A 15,121-nucleotide genomic window follows, 5' to 3' on the forward strand; every position below is an offset into this window, starting at 1 on the left:
AGAGCAAAAATGGCAAGAAAAAAACGAGAAAATCCGTATATCTTCTCGTTTTGAAACATTCTTTTCAAGAGTAGAGCTTACTCTTTTTTATTCTTTTTTCGTAAAATAGCTGCGCTGGCTAGAGCTGCTAAGCCAAGGATACCAAGTCCAGAGGCAACCATATCTCCTGTCCTTGGTAATTCTGTTCTTTCTTCTTGTTTTTCCTCTATGGGTACCGAGCCCTCCATAGGGGGCCTCTCATTAACGAGATTTTCATCACTTGGGAAGTCGTTTAGTTGGTCGCGTTTATCCTCACCATTAGGTTCCCCTGGTCGGCGTGTTTCTTCAGCTCTATCGTTATTCGTTGCATCTCCATTTTCAGGTTCAACTCGTGGTTCTGCTAAAGTCACTACCGAAGCAAGCCCCGAAATAATCGCTCCAGCATAACGGTTATGATGATCCGCTTGACGGGCAAAGAGGAAGTATTCTGTAGCTGGTGTCAAATCTGTAAAGAGCGTGGACGTCTGCCAATCAGCTGCTCCTAAGTCCTCCGGATCATTTGACAGTGAAATCGAATATTCAATCTTGTAAGGTCCTAGGTCAAAGGCTGTAGCTGGCGCAAAAAGATTTTCCCTTCTTCCATCGGCTGTATCTGCATCACCAAAGCTGAAAGGTTCAAAGAGGAAAGGCATTTCTTCAAGTAAGGGTTGATGTTTCGTGATAGTTGAGTGGAAAAGTTCAATCTCTGTTTCAGTGATGCGTGCCGCTTGTGGTCGCGTGACTGGTAAACCTTGAGCCTTGGTAATTCGCCCTATCGTTTCAACATTCTCATCAAAAACATACTGATAGTTACGGTTGACATTACCTTGCTCATCCCGCAACTCTACACGAACATCTGCTCTTCCAATTTTATTGCCTTGCTCGTCAACAAAGATCAACTCATCTTCAGCTACATGGGGTTGACCATTTGCCAAGCGTGACATCTGATCAACAAAAACTATCGTTAAATAGTAGTCGCCCAACACGTTCATCGGTTGGCCGGTTTCTACATTTGTCCATTTTTCTGGATTAGTGAAACCAGCTTCAATACCGTACTCGTAAGACTTATCTTCTGCCATGAAGTAGTAATCGTAATTGAAGACACGCTCTGCTATTTTCCGACCGTTAAAGCGTAGGCAAAGCGGGTCAATGATTTGGCTCTCAAATAATGGATTTACACGTTGTTCTGGTCGTGGCACGATAGTCGAAAGAGTCTGGCTTGTTGGAATCATTGCATGAAGTACGCGGTGGAGTGGCAATTGTAAATGATAGTTGCCCGAGTTTACTCCAGAAATACTCCACTCGCCTGTCGCATGAACCGGCATAGCAACAACATTGTCCGCATCATCAAAACGTACATTCCTATCATCAAAGCACGCTTCACCCCTCTGGATAATAACGCCGCCGTTTTCAAGGTCAATATACAAAATCGGCAAATCTGGCCTAGACGAAATCACTGCCTCTTCAGTGCCATCATACGAACGTCTCTCGACCTGTCCTTGTGTCCAGTGAATTGTCATCGGACTAATGGTTCCCGTCAGTAAATTGTTTCTCATATAATCCCTGAGGTCAGTCCTCAAGCTCACATTTCGTGAATCTAAGTAGAAACCATCTACAGTGACTGACTTATTAGGACCTGCATGACGATCCGCAAAGGCAATTGCATAGTTGTTTTCGTCAAAACGGATAGGAATTCTTTCGTCCGTTTCCTTAATTTCAACCCAAAGCTCTGGGAAAGCTCTAATCGTCTGCCCTGGATTAGCTGAATCAGGCCATTCTGCAACTTCCCAGTCTGTTTCGCCATCGTAAATCTTATGAATCGTGCGATTTCCGCCAAGACGAACGTCTTCCGTTCTAAGTTCCTGCGGTGTGATTCGACCTGTGAAGAGCAGGCGCTCAATCTCACGCAAGCCATCATCAGACAGCGTGATGTTGTCATGCGCAAAGCCTGCAATCCTTATGATAAGTGGCTTGTCCATAACATTCCCATTATCATATTCGACATCTTTATCAAAGAAGCGAACATCAAGATCTACCAAGTTGTCTAGTGAAAGTGCAATTTTTTTATCTTTTGCATTGCGCAGGGCAAATACAGGTTCGATCCGCACATCTTCGTTGAGGTCAATCTCAGAGCTGCCATTATATTGTCGTTGGATATAGCCTGTCTGGATGTAAAGGACGTTGGCTTCCATCTCGTCTTGATCTGCTGGCATTGGGCGTACTTCTGTGACAGCGACTGGTTCGATGTTGGCTGGGTTAAAACTCGGCTGGACCATCTCTCCTGGAGCGCCATGTATCCAGTCAAAAATGTAGTTTGTCAGTGGGTATTCATCCGCATCACTTGTCGATAGATTCCAGTTACCATCTGAATTTACTGGAATGTCGTTACCTACTTCTGTCTGGGTAAACCTTGCTCTACCCAGAACTTTAGTAATAATACCCTCATCACGCGCAACGATAGCTCTGTCATTCATGACCAGATTGTCTCTCGAAGGTCGTGTCAGCTCAGGTTCGATAAGAATGTTGTGTACTTCATCCGTATCGTCCCATTCCTTATTGGCAACTTTGCCCACAGTCCACTCAATACGACGTGGTTCGATTTCTGCATCGCGATATCTGAGGATTTCATCTATAATACGTTCACGAATTTCACCTTCATAGTCTTCAAAGAATTCTGCGAGCTTCTCATCAAAGACAATGTTGACAAAATCAAGCACGTTTGTCCCAGCGTGTACTTCATCAAAGCGCAGTCCTTCCACACGGTAAGGCAGTTGAATCTCATAATCTCCGTCAAGAAGAATATTAGCTACAAAGTTATTCTCAGAAATCTCAGTTGTACCATCATATTCTCGACTCTGAACGGTAAAGCCATAAGAGAGAATATCCTCCTTGCTCACGTGCGCCGGGAAGATTGTCGCGAAAGTTACAGGAATTTCCGGCACAACATAGTTGTGCTCATGTACAGGATCAGAAAAGACGTGACGCATGTCTATCTCGCTCCAGTCAAATCTATGTGTTCCTGGTGCAGCACTTGGGAAGACCAAGTTATCTAATAGAGCTGAGTCATATTCAGTAAACACCTGATGATCTATGATTTCATGACCCTCTTCTGATGCGACTAATTCTGGTCGGACAATAGTTCCTGTAATGTTATTGCCACCGTTGTACGAACGTGGTTCGATAACACCTTCATTCCATTTCAAGATACGTGGGAAGATTTCCGCATCGAAAAGAGTGTCAAACCAAAAATCATCATGTAGGACTTGGTTAGGACCAATCAAGACATTCAGCTGCTCACGAACCCCTGTCTCATTTCCAACAGTCAGCGTATGCGCGCCATAAAAGTTAGGATTCGCATGTTGGTTGTTAAAGGATAAATCCCAGTTGTCAATGTTCAAAGACAATCCAGCCAAGCGTGGCAAGCTTGTGAGATGTTCTGTTGAGAAAGCCGTTGTATTATCAAAGCGTTTGACTGCACGTCCCGCTTGTGCACCCGCTATATCTTTCCAATGCTGTACCGCTCGTGGAGCGATAGTCCACTCAATATCCGGAGAGTCTTTCAACTCGTAGTTTTGTGGGTTTGTTCCGCTAATCCTCCAACCTGTTAAAGCTGACCTTGCAGGATTTTCCGTAGTACTTACATTAAGATTATTTTGATGAACAAATTCACCCTTCACTGGACCTACTCGAAGTTCTAGGAGGTCCTGGTCCAGTACATCTTGCTTATCAACTCGAATCGTGCGTAAAGTTGGCAGTTCAAACTCACTTATTTCTGGGTTTATCGGCATACCGGTATATTCCCTGCTGGCGCTTCGTAAATAACCACCTGTGAAATGAACATCTAGCGGGCGAATCGTTGCATCAGCAAAGCTCGGTTTCAGATGCACCTCATGCAAGAAGTTCGGCATTTCGAAAGCAGATTGACCGAAGATATTGCTTGGCATGTCAAAGCCAATCGTCCTTGCAGCTGGATGCGCCACTATGACATAGTTATGCCTATTGTCGCCGCCACCAATGCTCCAATCGCCTGTAGCAGTAATTTCTTGTGCGATGACACCGCCTTGTGCGTTACGGGCGACATTTTCAGATGCGAATGTGGCTAAACCAAGGTCTAGAATAAGAGCATCAGGACCATCTTCATCTATAGCAAAGATACCATCACTTCCATCACTTACTGCGATAAGTTGTGGCATTCCTCCATCTTCGATAATAGCGACATCAGTTCTGTCATAAGGCTTATCTTTTACCTTGCCCATGCCCCAGAAAACTTCACGTGGCGTAATTTCGCCGAGGAAAAGTTCCCCACGTAGAGCCTCTTGCAAGTCTGAGGAAATCTGAACAGGTTGAACTGTACTTCCCTGAATTTGTAAACCAATCGTTGAGTCTTCCAAAACTACCGAAACTAAACCAGATGTGACATGTCGCTCAGGAAAACGCAGAATAGACTCTGTATCAAAGACAAACTGATAGGTATTTCCATCATCTACACCTGTAATAGAAACATTAATTCTCGGCAAGTTATTCGTGAAAACATCTGTTGCGTCATACTCACGGTCAACCGTACCTTCAACAAATTTAAGTCTGTCAATATCGTCAATATCTAAAACTAAAGGACGAATGGTCGCGGGATTAAAAGTCGGAAGGTCGACAATCTTATAGTTAAAATTACCGGCTATATTCCTATCCAGACGCTTGAGCATACTTTCATCGAAATCAAGTCCTTCAATCTCCCACGTCCCCGGTAAACTTTGAGCAAACTGCAAACGTTCCGCCAAGTCAGTACCAAAGTCAACAGTAATGATATTATCGTCACCATCAGCGAAGTCGGTTAAGTTTAATTTAGGTGCCTCAAAGATCAATACATCAGTAGTCCCATCATAATCCTTGTCAGCAACAGTTCCTGCTGTCCATGTGACTGGTCGAGGTGTAATCTGTGCATCGCTAAAGAGTCCGCCATTCTCTGCCAGAATCTGGATTTTTCCTTCAATATGCTTACGGTATTCCGCTTCGAAAACTGTCAATTCTTCTGCGTTGAAAGCATCATCATCTCTATCAGCGCTGAAGACCAAGGTCGTGTAAACATAAGGCGATACTATGATTTTGTGAGTACCTACATGAGAGTCGGCAAATTTCAAATATTCACGCTCGATAACCAAAGTTGCTGTGGCAAAACGTCGTTCTCCACCAGGACTATCTCCCTTGATTGCAAACTCAAAGACGTATTTGTCTTGAACATCCCCGATAAGATTAGTGTTATCAAATACCTTATTGGGTACACTTTGAAGTTGACCGATAGTCGTTGGAGTAAAACTTGCATCAGCGAGGGTTATCTGACCGTCGTAGAGACCATTTGCGTTAGGCTGATTACGTACCATCGACTGAGCGATGATGCTCTCGGTCAGCTGCCCAAGCAAAGCCGCACTAAGTTCATCTGGAAGTTGAGTCTCAGCAACGGCTTGCGCTACAGCTTCCTGAACTGCTGCACGCTGATCGCCATGTCCTGCCAGATGAACGAAAGATGCCCAAAGTCCTGCTTGGTCGTAAAGCAAACTCTCTACGGGCAGTTCAATCGTTAACGGTGGGATGTCATCAATAATTTCACCGTTCGCCATTTCAATATCAAAGACAAGTGAGAGGTGCTCCTCGATATGTTTTACTGTCCGAGTTGCATCGAAAGGACGTGTCTCTACCCGACCACGATTGACCACGATATTTTGAAGCGCCACAGGTACATTTTCACGGACTTTTGCTTGCTCGAAAAGACCTGTGTTAGTGAAATTTTGTAAGGCAGAAAGGTCGACTCGATAGTACTGCTCTGCAGGGAGATTGGTTTGGCGTTCAAGTTCGTCTTCAATAGCTCCACGTATCTCTTCCCAATCAACAGCTCCATAATTGATTGGGGACGGTCCAACAATAGCTGTGCTTGCAAACTCAATATTCGATATTCTACTTATAAAATCAAAACTTCCTGTAAATCCTAACTGTGGCAAGTCCAAGAACGGCCAGTCCATAACATCAGAATATGAAACTAGGGCATCCTCCCCCACAAACTTATCTGCCACTCTCCCAAGACGAATATGTTCTTCTGTAATAACGATGGGTACATGATGATTCGGTCGTACGGAACTACCTGCAAGACGGAAAGAATCATCTCCTCCCTGATGTGGAAAGGGATCGCCTGCATAAACGGTGACGTCTCCAAAAAGATCTTGTGTTATCCCCTCCAGAAACACAATGTATGTCGTACCCTGACTGTTTTCAGTCCCTGCATAGCTCACATAATCCACAAGCTCATCACCGACACTTACTCTAAATTGCATTCTGTCAATTTGACCAGTACCTAAAGTTTTACCATTGTCAGCTGTTGTTTCAAAATGAATCCTTATCCTAGTAGCTGATTCCCATTGTACACTAATAATTTGCGCAACAGGCCACGTCTCTTTAGCACCCCAATTCACCGCCAAAGGCGCAATCCCCACATAAGCATCACTGGCCTCAAACTGAGTCAATCCCCCTTCAGAAAAACGTGGTGCCTCAAAGTTTTGTGGCGCTTCAAAAGTAGCTGGAGTTTCGGAAATTTCCTGTATCTCCAGTTCTTCTAGCACCTCAGCTTCTTTTTCTTCTTCATACATTGCTTCAGCAGGTGTTTCTGGCAAGACAACGTCTGCGATTTCCTGCTCAGGCATTTCGACAACTTGTTCGATACCGGGCACTTCTTCATCATGTCGGCCCCGGATGAGTGTAGCTACAGGTGCACCTTTGGACATTACAAGTGGCAACATTGCAGCGACAGTGCCTGCTTTTTTAAGTCGCGCACGGCGTATGGCTTGCTTCTTTGCTTTGATTACTTTTCTTTCTGTCATATATTCTTCTCCTGAAATCTTTTGGGAATCTCATGATACCGCTCGGATATAACGTAATGTTTCTCATATTACAAATTATATCAAAGATTAAAATTATAAAGAAGTAATATTACACTCATTTGTTTTTAATTAAGGAACACAAAAAGCAGTTTCTCAGAGAATCTGCTTTTTATTTTCAATATAGTCCCGCTATTAGTGCTTACGATTAATTTCTTGTTTCACTTTATATTCAAGGAAATCTTTTGCCACTTCTTTGTCAAAGTCATTGAGCTGGTTGACCACTTGGTTTTGAATTGTGTCAATCTCAATCTTATCAAAAGGAATTTCAGCGATAACTTTCTCAACAACCTTAGCAACATTGTTGGCAATCATATTGGCATGCAAGGGTTTGTCTTTGTATTTTCCATTAATTGCAGCTTTAAAAACCGCTGTTTGTATACGAAATGAATCCCAATCGACAACGCGACCATTACGTTTTATCACTACTTTATTGAGCAATTTTGCTTCCATATCTTCTCCTTTATGTGCTTTATCTTGCGTCCTTAGTTCTAAGGAATTTTTCGAAATCATATTTTGGCTCATATCTTGATTATCTCAAAATATTTTATTGCCTCAAACAGTAGCAACGCTAGTCTTTTTCGAGTAGTATTACTTTCTTTTATTATAGCAAATTATCATTTTTCCTACAAAAAAAAGCCCTAAGGCCTTTATTAACTTATTTTACGATAATGAAACGGTCATCATCTGCCATGTAAGTTTTTTCTCCTGCTTCGTCTTCGATAGAACCGAATACGAGTTGACCACGTAGTTTCCAGTTTGCTGGAACATTCCATTCTTTAGCAACTGCTTCATCAATAACTGGATTATAGTGTTGCAAGTTTGCCCCAATACCAAGTTCTGCAAGAGCTGTCCATGCATTGACTGAAGTGATACCTGAAGCTTGCTCGCTCCATACTGGGAAGTTGTCTGCATAAAGGGCAAATTGTTCTTGCAAACCTTTTACGACGTCTTGATCTTCGAAGAAGAGAGCTGTACCATAAGCAGCTTTGAAGCCATCAAGTTTTGCTTTTGTACCTTCCCAAGCTGACTCAGGAACACCTTGTGCTTTCATTGTTGCTTTCAATTCGTTAGCCACGATTTGGCCCCAAAGTTTTTCTTGCGCCTCACCTGTAACGATAAGTACACGTGTTGTTTGGCTGTTGAAAGCTGATGGGCTGTGTTTTACTGCTTCTTTAATTGTTTCGATAGCTTGGTCTGCATCTTTAACATCTTTACCAAGTGCGTAGATTGAACGACGATTTTTGAGTGAGTTGATAAATGACATAGTAATGTCTCCTTTTATTTTCTTATTTATGTTTACAAGTGTAATCTTAACACATAAATTTACGCTTGTAAACTATTTAGCTCAGGATTTTTATTTTTTTTATAAAAAAACGCTAGAAAGCTTTTACTCTCTAACGTTTTAAAGTTTTATTATTTTGTTCCGAACAAACGGTCTCCAGCATCACCAAGTCCTGGAACGATGTAGCCATGTTCGTTAAGGTGATCATCAAGTGCTGCAACATAGATATCAATATCTGGATGCGCTTCTTGGACTGCTTTTACACCTTCTGGTGCTGCAACAAGACAAACGAACTTGATATTGTTAGCATTACGCTTTTTAAGGCTATCAATTGCAAGAATTGCTGAACCACCTGTAGCTAACATTGGATCAACCAAAAAGATTTGGCGCTCAGCGATATCTGTTGGGAGTTTAACCAAGTATTCAACTGGTTTGAACGTTTCTTCATCACGATACATACCAATGTGGCCCACGCGCGCTGCTGGGATAAGTTTCAAGATACCATCTACCATACCGATACCTGCACGAAGAATTGGCACAACTGCTAATTTCTTCCCTGCAAGTTCTTGCGCAGTCATGTGCGCAACAGGAGTATCAATTTCGACATCTTGTACAGGCAAGTCACGAGATACTTCATAAGCCATAAGCATACCAATCTCGTCAACGAGTTCGCGGAACTCTTTTGTTGAAACGTCTGCACGACGCAAGATTGAAAGTTTGTGTTGGATAAGTGGATGTTTTACTACTTGACAGTTTGACATAAGAAACCCCTTCATTTTATATACTTTGACTATTTTATCATTTTTCTTGTCATAAGTCTGTTATTATTGTTATTTTAGTCTTTTTTCAAAGAGAGCTTGATTAGGAACGGTGCAATCAGAGTGCTGAGGATAATCACGATAACCAGCTCTGAATAAATATCGCTATTAATCACTTGTGAAGCAAGACCAATCTGCGCGATGATTAAAGCCATTTCACCACGAGAAACCATTCCTGTACCGACCAAGGCACTGTCTGAGCTTGTAAGTCCCGTTGATTTCCCGATGAAATAAGCCGGAATAAACTTCGTCAATACTGCTAATAAAGTAAAGAAGAGAATCAAGATTGGATGTTCAAAGATGCTCTCGAAAGTTACGGAAATCGCAATGGAAACGAAGAAAACTGGGATGAAGACGACATAAGCAATAGCGGAACTGTATTCCTCAATCTTATGAGAAACGTCTGTTTGACTTAAAGCTAATCCAGCAAAGAAAGAACCAATCACAGCTGACATACCCGCTGCATCAGCAAGGAGGCTTAAAACCAAACAAAGAATGAGCGCCGCTGTTGTATTTTTTGCGTAGACCGGAAGTTTCTCCACAAAACGCCAAACTTTAGGGATTGACTTGTGTACCAAGACAAGGAAAATAAGGAAGAGGAATTCCATGAAAAACTGCTTTGGCAAGTTGCCAGAAGAGCTTTGTGTAGATGTGAAGATAGATAGAGCTAAAACAGCCAGAATATCGTCTACAACAGCCGCACCCAAGATAATAGAGCCTGCCTTTGTGGAAAGCTTACCGTATTCTTGCAAAACTTCAACTGTAATCGAGACAGAGGTTGCTGCAAAGACGATACCATAAAAGATAGCCGTTGAGAAGGCATAGCCCATCATCGTTGTTACGCCCCAGAAAACCAGTAAAGGAACAAGGACACCCGCTAGGGCAACCAGTAAAGCAGGTTTAAAGTTTTTCTTTAAAACCCCTAGGTCACTCTCTAGCCCTGCCAGAAACATGAGCAGAATCACCCCAATTTCGGAGAGGACCTCAATGGTGTGTCCTCCTTGCAACCATCCCAAAGCAGCAGGTGCTAAGACAATACCAATCAGTATTTGACCGACTACTGCGGGAATTCTTATTCTTCTTGCGATTAAAGTTGCGACTAATGAAGCCACTAAAATCAGTGTAAGTTGGAAAATATCATTCATACTTTCTATTATAGCAATTTACAGCTGCTTTTTCTCGCGGTCTTTCTTAAAAATTTAGAAAAAGATAGACTTACTGTCTATCTTTTTGTCTTAGTTTATTTCAATGACATATTCACAGCTAAAAGTTTCATGTGGAGCAAGTTGATTCATCCCAAATTTTTCGGTAAGTTCACCTGTTGTGCTAACTTCATCTGCTATACCAGCCCAAGGTTCGATACAAACAAAAGGAGCTTCAGCTGGATAGGGACTCCAAAGACCAAAGAAAGGCATATTTTCCCAAGTGACTTTCACACTTCGGCTATCTAAACGGTTTGTTAAGGCCACTGACATTTCATCTGATGATGTATAAACGAGCGCGTCTTTTGAAAAGCGTTCATGATTCAGTGTTATATCCCTCACCTCAACCTCAGATTGCTCTTCTCTCTTAAGCGTACCCGTTGGTAAATCTAAAGGAATAAATGTACGTTTTTCGGCTGGGGCTATTGTCAAGGTGTAATCTTCAAAGCTGCCTTTTTCGAGAGGAACATTAAAAGCTGGATGAGCACCCACGCCAAAAATCATCGTCTTTTCATCTTTGTTTTCCACTTGATAACGTACGCGCACTTGATTTCCTGTCAATTTGTAACTTACCTTAAAGCTAAATTCAAAAGGATATTGTGCAAGTGTATCAGCATTTGAGGTAATTTCATAAACCAACTCATCCTCTTTTTCCTGTACGAGTTTGAATTCTGTATCACGTGCAAAGCCGTGTCCTGACATCTCATAGTTTTTACCTGCGTAGCTGTAATGTCCGTCTTTTAACTTCCCAACAATCGGGAAAAGAACAGGAGCATGACGTCCCCAAAACGCTGGAGCTGCTTGCCAAAGATATTCGATACCCTCTTTTTGAACAGAGTATAATTCTGCACCAAAAGTGTCAACTGCAACCGTTAATGTATTATTTTTAAGTGTGTGTTTCATCTTTTCTTCTTCTCTTTAGTTATCTAATGGTTTATAAAAGTTACGATTTTCCAAGGCAAAGACGCGTTGACTTGATTGTCCCGGTTCAACATTATTTAGAGCGGTCATCATCATCATCATGCTAGCATCCATCATATCAATCTGATGAATGATTTCTGCTTCCATGATTTTAGGGCGGACAGGACTGCCATATTCTAACTGGCCGTGATGACTCAGTAAGACATGACGCAGTAAAAGCAAGTCCTCTTTTTCATCACTGATGTCAAGTTCGATCACTGCTTTACTGACTTCTTCATCGATAAGAACGATGTGTCCTAAGAGATTTCCACGCAACGTATAACTTGTGTTTTCATAACCAGTAAACTCTAAACATTTGGCCATATCATGCAAAAGAATACCTGCAAACATCAAAGATTCATTGAGCTGTGGATAAACTTCACATACTTTTTCGGCCAGTTGGAGCATCGTGGTTGTATGATAAGCTAATCCACCTTCAAAGGCATGATGATTGGTTTTTGCAGCAGGAAACTGATAAAATTCACGGTCAAATTTTTTCAAGATATGACGAACGATACGATTCCATGTTGCATTTTCAATACGGAAAACGATACTTTCAACATATTTACGGAGATCCGTCTCATTTACCGGTGATTTTTCACGATAATCTGCAGGGTTAGCTGGTTCGTTACCTTCCGGCAAACGTAGGCTAATTCGATTGACCTGCGGCATACCGTTGTAGAGTTCTTTTAAGGCTTTCATATGAACCACACGCCCCGCAACAAACTGCTTGACAGCTTTAGGATTGGCATCCCAAATATTGCCCGAGATTGTTCCTGTCCGATCTTGAAAAACAATCGCAAGGAAATCCTTACCTGCGCGTGTTCGACGAAGCTCGACTGATTTTATCAGGTAGAATCCTTCAAAAAATTCTCCCATAGCTATGTTTTTTATCAGAACCATCTTAGTCCCCTTCTATTTCTAAAAGCGCAGCACTCGTGTCTTTGTCAACGGCATCAATCGTGCGCAATTTACGATTCATGACATTCGTTCTTGTCGTAATCAGCGTATTGATTTCTTTTTCGGACTGTTGCAAACGTTCGTGAACTTTCTTAAGCGAGGTTTCAAACTTACCAAATTCGGTTTTAACAGCCCCAAGCATTTCATAAACTTCACTTGATTTTTGTTCTATCTGTAAGGTCTTAAATCCCATTTGCAAGCTATTCAAGACTGCTGTCATGGTTGTTGGACCAGTAACATTTACCTTATAATCACGGCTGAGTTGCTCATAAAGTTCTGTGTTATTTACCACTTCCATGAAAAGCCCCTCAATAGGTAAAAACATGATTGCAAAGTCGGTTGTCTTTGGCGGTAAGATGTATTTCTCCGAAATTGATTTTGCCTGAGCTTTAACCGCGGCAAACAAGGCTTTTCGTGATGCTTCAATCGCCAGCATATCGTTTGTTTCAAGCGCAGTTTGCAGGCGTTGGTAGTCTTCCAAAGGAAACTTTGAGTCAATCGGCAATAAAACATCACTGCCTGCTACTTTACCAGGCATGATAACCGCAAAATCTACTGCATTTCGGTCTTGAATGTTGACTTGCTCCTGGTACTGACTTGAGGTGAAAATTTGCTCTAAGATACGGCCAAGTTGTACCTCGCCAATAATACCTCGTGTCTTCACACCCGTCATTACTTTTTGTAGGCTATCGACATCACTGGCTAGGTTACGCATCTCGCCTAATCCTTTATCAACTGAAGTCAGAAGATTTGTGACCTGTTCAAAGCTTTGGGAAATCCTTTTGTTTAATGTTTCCTGAAGCTTTTCATCCACCGTGTTCTGAATTTGACTGAGCTTTTTATCATTAGCCTCTTGCAGCTCCTGAAACTTACGGTCAAATTTATCCGTAATAGCTGCTGACATTTCTGCTAAGTTAAGCGCAATTTTATCTAGTTTTTGCTCGTTGGAACTTTGTAAATCCTTAAACTGGTAATCAAATTTAGCATTGATATTTTCTGTCAGATTTCCTAAGTTTGCATTCATATTATGCGATAAGCTTGAAACTGTTCCGGAAATTTCTTGGCGATTTTGCCCCAACTGTTGCGACATTTCTATACGTAACTCTGTCAGGTTTGAAGACAGATTTTCGACCCGCGCATTCAGTTTGGTGTTAGACGTTGGCTTTTTGAAAAAATTAGCAATCCCAATCAGAATGGCTAAAATCAAAAGAATAATAATGACGACGTTCATAATCTATCTCTTAACTTTTGAATATTATCAGCCACATCGCCTTTAAAGACAAAAGATCCAGCTACAAATACATTGGCGCCTGCTTCTCGTGCTTGGTCAACAGTTTTATCGTCAATACCACCATCAACTTCAATATCAAATTCTAGATTATTAGCTTCACGTAATTTCACAAGTTCACGAATTTTATCCATCGTTTCAGGAATAAAGGCTTGACCTCCAAAACCAGGATTGACAGTCATCACCAAGACCATATCCACCATGCCGAGAACAGGTTCAATCATTGAAACGGGAGTTCCAGGATTGATGACCACGCTTGCTTTCATTCCGGCTGCTTTAATCTTTTGCAATGCACCATGGATATGTGCTGTTGCTTCAACATGAATACTCATGATATCCGTACCAGCTTTCGCAAACTCCGTTACGTATTTTTCTGGATTTTCGACCATCATGTGCACATCCAAAACCATATCTGTATGTGGGCGAAGTGCAGCAACGACACCAGAGCCAAAAGTCAAGTTGTCAACAAAATGACCATCCATAACATCAATGTGTACATAATCAGCACCAGCAGCTTTAATCTTTGCGACTTCTGCTGTAAAAGCACCAAAGTCAGCAGCGAGAATAGATGGTGCGATTTTATTTGTATATTGTTTCATGTTTCCTCCTATTTTTTCAAGCCAAAGAAAGCTTTATTGATTTGGTATAAACCCCAAATAGTTAAGACAACAAGCAAGCCAAAAAGTGGCCACTTCCAATCTCCTAAACTATTTTTAAACAGAATGATAAGGCCCCAAAGAATCACTAAACCTAAAAAGCCGGCTTGCTTCATCCAAATGTTCCCTTTAATTTTGTTTTTTTCTTTGTTTGGCATAAGTTTCCCTCGTGTTGTTTATTTCAGTTAATAATTGTAGGTAGTTCTCATAACGGCTCGCTAAAATCCTACCTTCTTCAAGTGCTTCTTTGACAGCACAAGAAGGTTCATGTGTATGGGTACATTCTCTAAACTTACACCCATGACTTTCTCGTAAAATTTCTGGAAAGGCCGCATTTAAATCGGGTTGGTTAGAGACATCATAGTCTAGATTTGAAAATCCTGGGGTATCTGCAATTAAGCCTGACGCCACTTCAAAGAACTCCACGTGGCGCGTAGTGTGACGTCCACGTCCTAGTTTGTCTGAAGTTTCTCCCGTAGCCAAGTTCATACCTGGCGCAATTAGATTCAACAAAGTTGTTTTTCCAGCGCCCGTTTGCCCCATAAAGACCGTAACTTTATCTGCTAATACTTCTGTCAGTTCTTTCCAATCAAAGAAAACTTGATAGCCAATCGTTTCATAATTCTTTTTGAACTGTTCATACTCACTGACATCCTCAAGCAAATCTAGTTTCGAAATGTAGATGAGAGGCTGAATATCTTTATGTTCCAAAAACACAAGAAAGCGATCCAACAGGTTCAAGGAAAAATCAGGATTAACCGTTGACATGATGATGACAGCCTGATCGATATTCGCAATGGAAGGACGAATCAAGCTGTTACTGCGTTTGTGTATATCTAAGATATAACCTTCTGAATTTTCTTCAGCTGAAAAGTCCACAAAATCACCAACGATTGGCTTCATCCCTTTCTTACGAAAGTTACCACGCGCTCGCGTTTGATAAACTTGTCCCTCAGATTCTACATTGTAAAACCCTGCTAAAGATTTAATAATACGTCCTTTTTTTACCATACT

Annotated in this window: 11 protein-coding genes; all 11 read right to left on the reverse strand. The window is 41.6% G+C overall.

The features are described 5' to 3' along the window. Positions 1 to 77 precede the first annotated feature (77 nt). Positions 78 to 6,881: an LPXTG cell wall anchor domain-containing protein gene (locus J0J33_RS00755; RefSeq protein ID WP_206921743.1), complete on the reverse strand. Its 6,804-nt coding sequence runs from the start codon at positions 6,879 to 6,881 to the stop codon at positions 78 to 80. Positions 6,882 to 7,073: 192 nt separating this feature from the next. Beyond that, positions 7,074 to 7,391, reverse strand: coding sequence for an ATP cone domain-containing protein (locus J0J33_RS00760; protein WP_003133409.1), 318 nt, complete (start codon positions 7,389 to 7,391; stop codon positions 7,074 to 7,076). Positions 7,392 to 7,596: 205 nt separating this feature from the next. Further along, positions 7,597 to 8,205, reverse strand: coding sequence for a nitroreductase family protein (locus tag J0J33_RS00765; RefSeq protein WP_206887969.1), 609 nt, complete (start codon positions 8,203 to 8,205; stop codon positions 7,597 to 7,599). 149 nt (positions 8,206 to 8,354) lie between these two features. Further along, entirely contained in the window at positions 8,355 to 8,984 is a 630-nt protein-coding gene (upp, locus tag J0J33_RS00770) for a uracil phosphoribosyltransferase (protein ID WP_003133406.1), read from the reverse strand. A 74-nt stretch (positions 8,985 to 9,058) separates the two neighbouring features. Next, positions 9,059 to 10,186 carry a cation:proton antiporter gene (locus tag J0J33_RS00775; RefSeq protein ID WP_019293877.1) on the reverse strand — a complete coding sequence of 376 codons (1,128 nt, stop codon included), beginning with the start codon at positions 10,184 to 10,186 and terminating at the stop codon, positions 9,059 to 9,061. Between the two features lie 90 nt (positions 10,187 to 10,276). Further along, entirely contained in the window at positions 10,277 to 11,146 is an 870-nt protein-coding gene (locus J0J33_RS00780; RefSeq protein WP_206921744.1) for an aldose 1-epimerase family protein, read from the reverse strand. 15 nt (positions 11,147 to 11,161) lie between these two features. After that, positions 11,162 to 12,106 (reverse strand): 3'-5' exoribonuclease YhaM family protein, encoded by a 945-nt coding sequence (locus tag J0J33_RS00785; protein ID WP_206887974.1) that lies wholly within the window; start codon positions 12,104 to 12,106, stop codon positions 11,162 to 11,164. 1 nt (position 12,107) lies between these two features. After that, positions 12,108 to 13,394 (reverse strand): DNA recombination protein RmuC, encoded by a 1,287-nt coding sequence (gene rmuC / locus J0J33_RS00790; protein WP_165717108.1) that lies wholly within the window; start codon positions 13,392 to 13,394, stop codon positions 12,108 to 12,110. Further along, positions 13,391 to 14,050 (reverse strand): ribulose-phosphate 3-epimerase, encoded by a 660-nt coding sequence (rpe, locus tag J0J33_RS00795; protein WP_165717107.1) that lies wholly within the window; start codon positions 14,048 to 14,050, stop codon positions 13,391 to 13,393. The genes rmuC and rpe overlap by 4 nt, the downstream gene beginning before the upstream one ends. An 8-nt stretch (positions 14,051 to 14,058) precedes the next feature. Beyond that, positions 14,059 to 14,265: a hypothetical protein gene (locus tag J0J33_RS00800; RefSeq protein ID WP_019292188.1), complete on the reverse strand. Its 207-nt coding sequence runs from the start codon at positions 14,263 to 14,265 to the stop codon at positions 14,059 to 14,061. Beyond that, the gene (rsgA, locus tag J0J33_RS00805; RefSeq protein ID WP_165717106.1) at positions 14,237 to 15,118 is read right to left on the reverse strand and encodes a ribosome small subunit-dependent GTPase A; all 882 of its coding nucleotides are present in this window, start codon (positions 15,116 to 15,118) and stop codon (positions 14,237 to 14,239) included. The genes J0J33_RS00800 and rsgA overlap by 29 nt, the downstream gene beginning before the upstream one ends. Positions 15,119 to 15,121: the final 3 nt, after the last annotated feature.

It is taken from the genome of Lactococcus sp. LG1267, from assembly GCF_017309545.1.
GTDB lineage: Bacteria > Bacillota > Bacilli > Lactobacillales > Streptococcaceae > Lactococcus > Lactococcus petauri.

What these genes read in the sequence shown, in the direction of transcription:
- J0J33_RS00800 (WP_019292188.1), bottom strand. Translation starts at nt 14,265, where the DNA reads ATGCCAAACAAAGAAAAAAACAAAATTAAAGGGAACATTTGGATGAAG.
- J0J33_RS00785 (WP_206887974.1), bottom strand. Translation starts at nt 12,106, where the DNA reads ATGGTTCTGATAAAAAACATAGCTATGGGAGAATTTTTTGAAGGATTC.
- upp (WP_003133406.1), bottom strand. Translation starts at nt 8,984, where the DNA reads ATGTCAAACTGTCAAGTAGTAAAACATCCACTTATCCAACACAAACTT.
- rmuC (WP_165717108.1), bottom strand. Translation starts at nt 13,394, where the DNA reads ATGAACGTCGTCATTATTATTCTTTTGATTTTAGCCATTCTGATTGGG.
- rpe (WP_165717107.1), bottom strand. Translation starts at nt 14,050, where the DNA reads ATGAAACAATATACAAATAAAATCGCACCATCTATTCTCGCTGCTGAC.
- J0J33_RS00780 (WP_206921744.1), bottom strand. Translation starts at nt 11,146, where the DNA reads ATGAAACACACACTTAAAAATAATACATTAACGGTTGCAGTTGACACT.
- rsgA (WP_165717106.1), bottom strand. Translation starts at nt 15,118, where the DNA reads ATGGTAAAAAAAGGACGTATTATTAAATCTTTAGCAGGGTTTTACAAT.
- J0J33_RS00755 (WP_206921743.1), bottom strand. Translation starts at nt 6,881, where the DNA reads ATGACAGAAAGAAAAGTAATCAAAGCAAAGAAGCAAGCCATACGCCGT.
- J0J33_RS00760 (WP_003133409.1), bottom strand. Translation starts at nt 7,391, where the DNA reads ATGGAAGCAAAATTGCTCAATAAAGTAGTGATAAAACGTAATGGTCGC.
- J0J33_RS00765 (WP_206887969.1), bottom strand. Translation starts at nt 8,205, where the DNA reads ATGTCATTTATCAACTCACTCAAAAATCGTCGTTCAATCTACGCACTT.
- J0J33_RS00775 (WP_019293877.1), bottom strand. Translation starts at nt 10,186, where the DNA reads ATGAATGATATTTTCCAACTTACACTGATTTTAGTGGCTTCATTAGTC.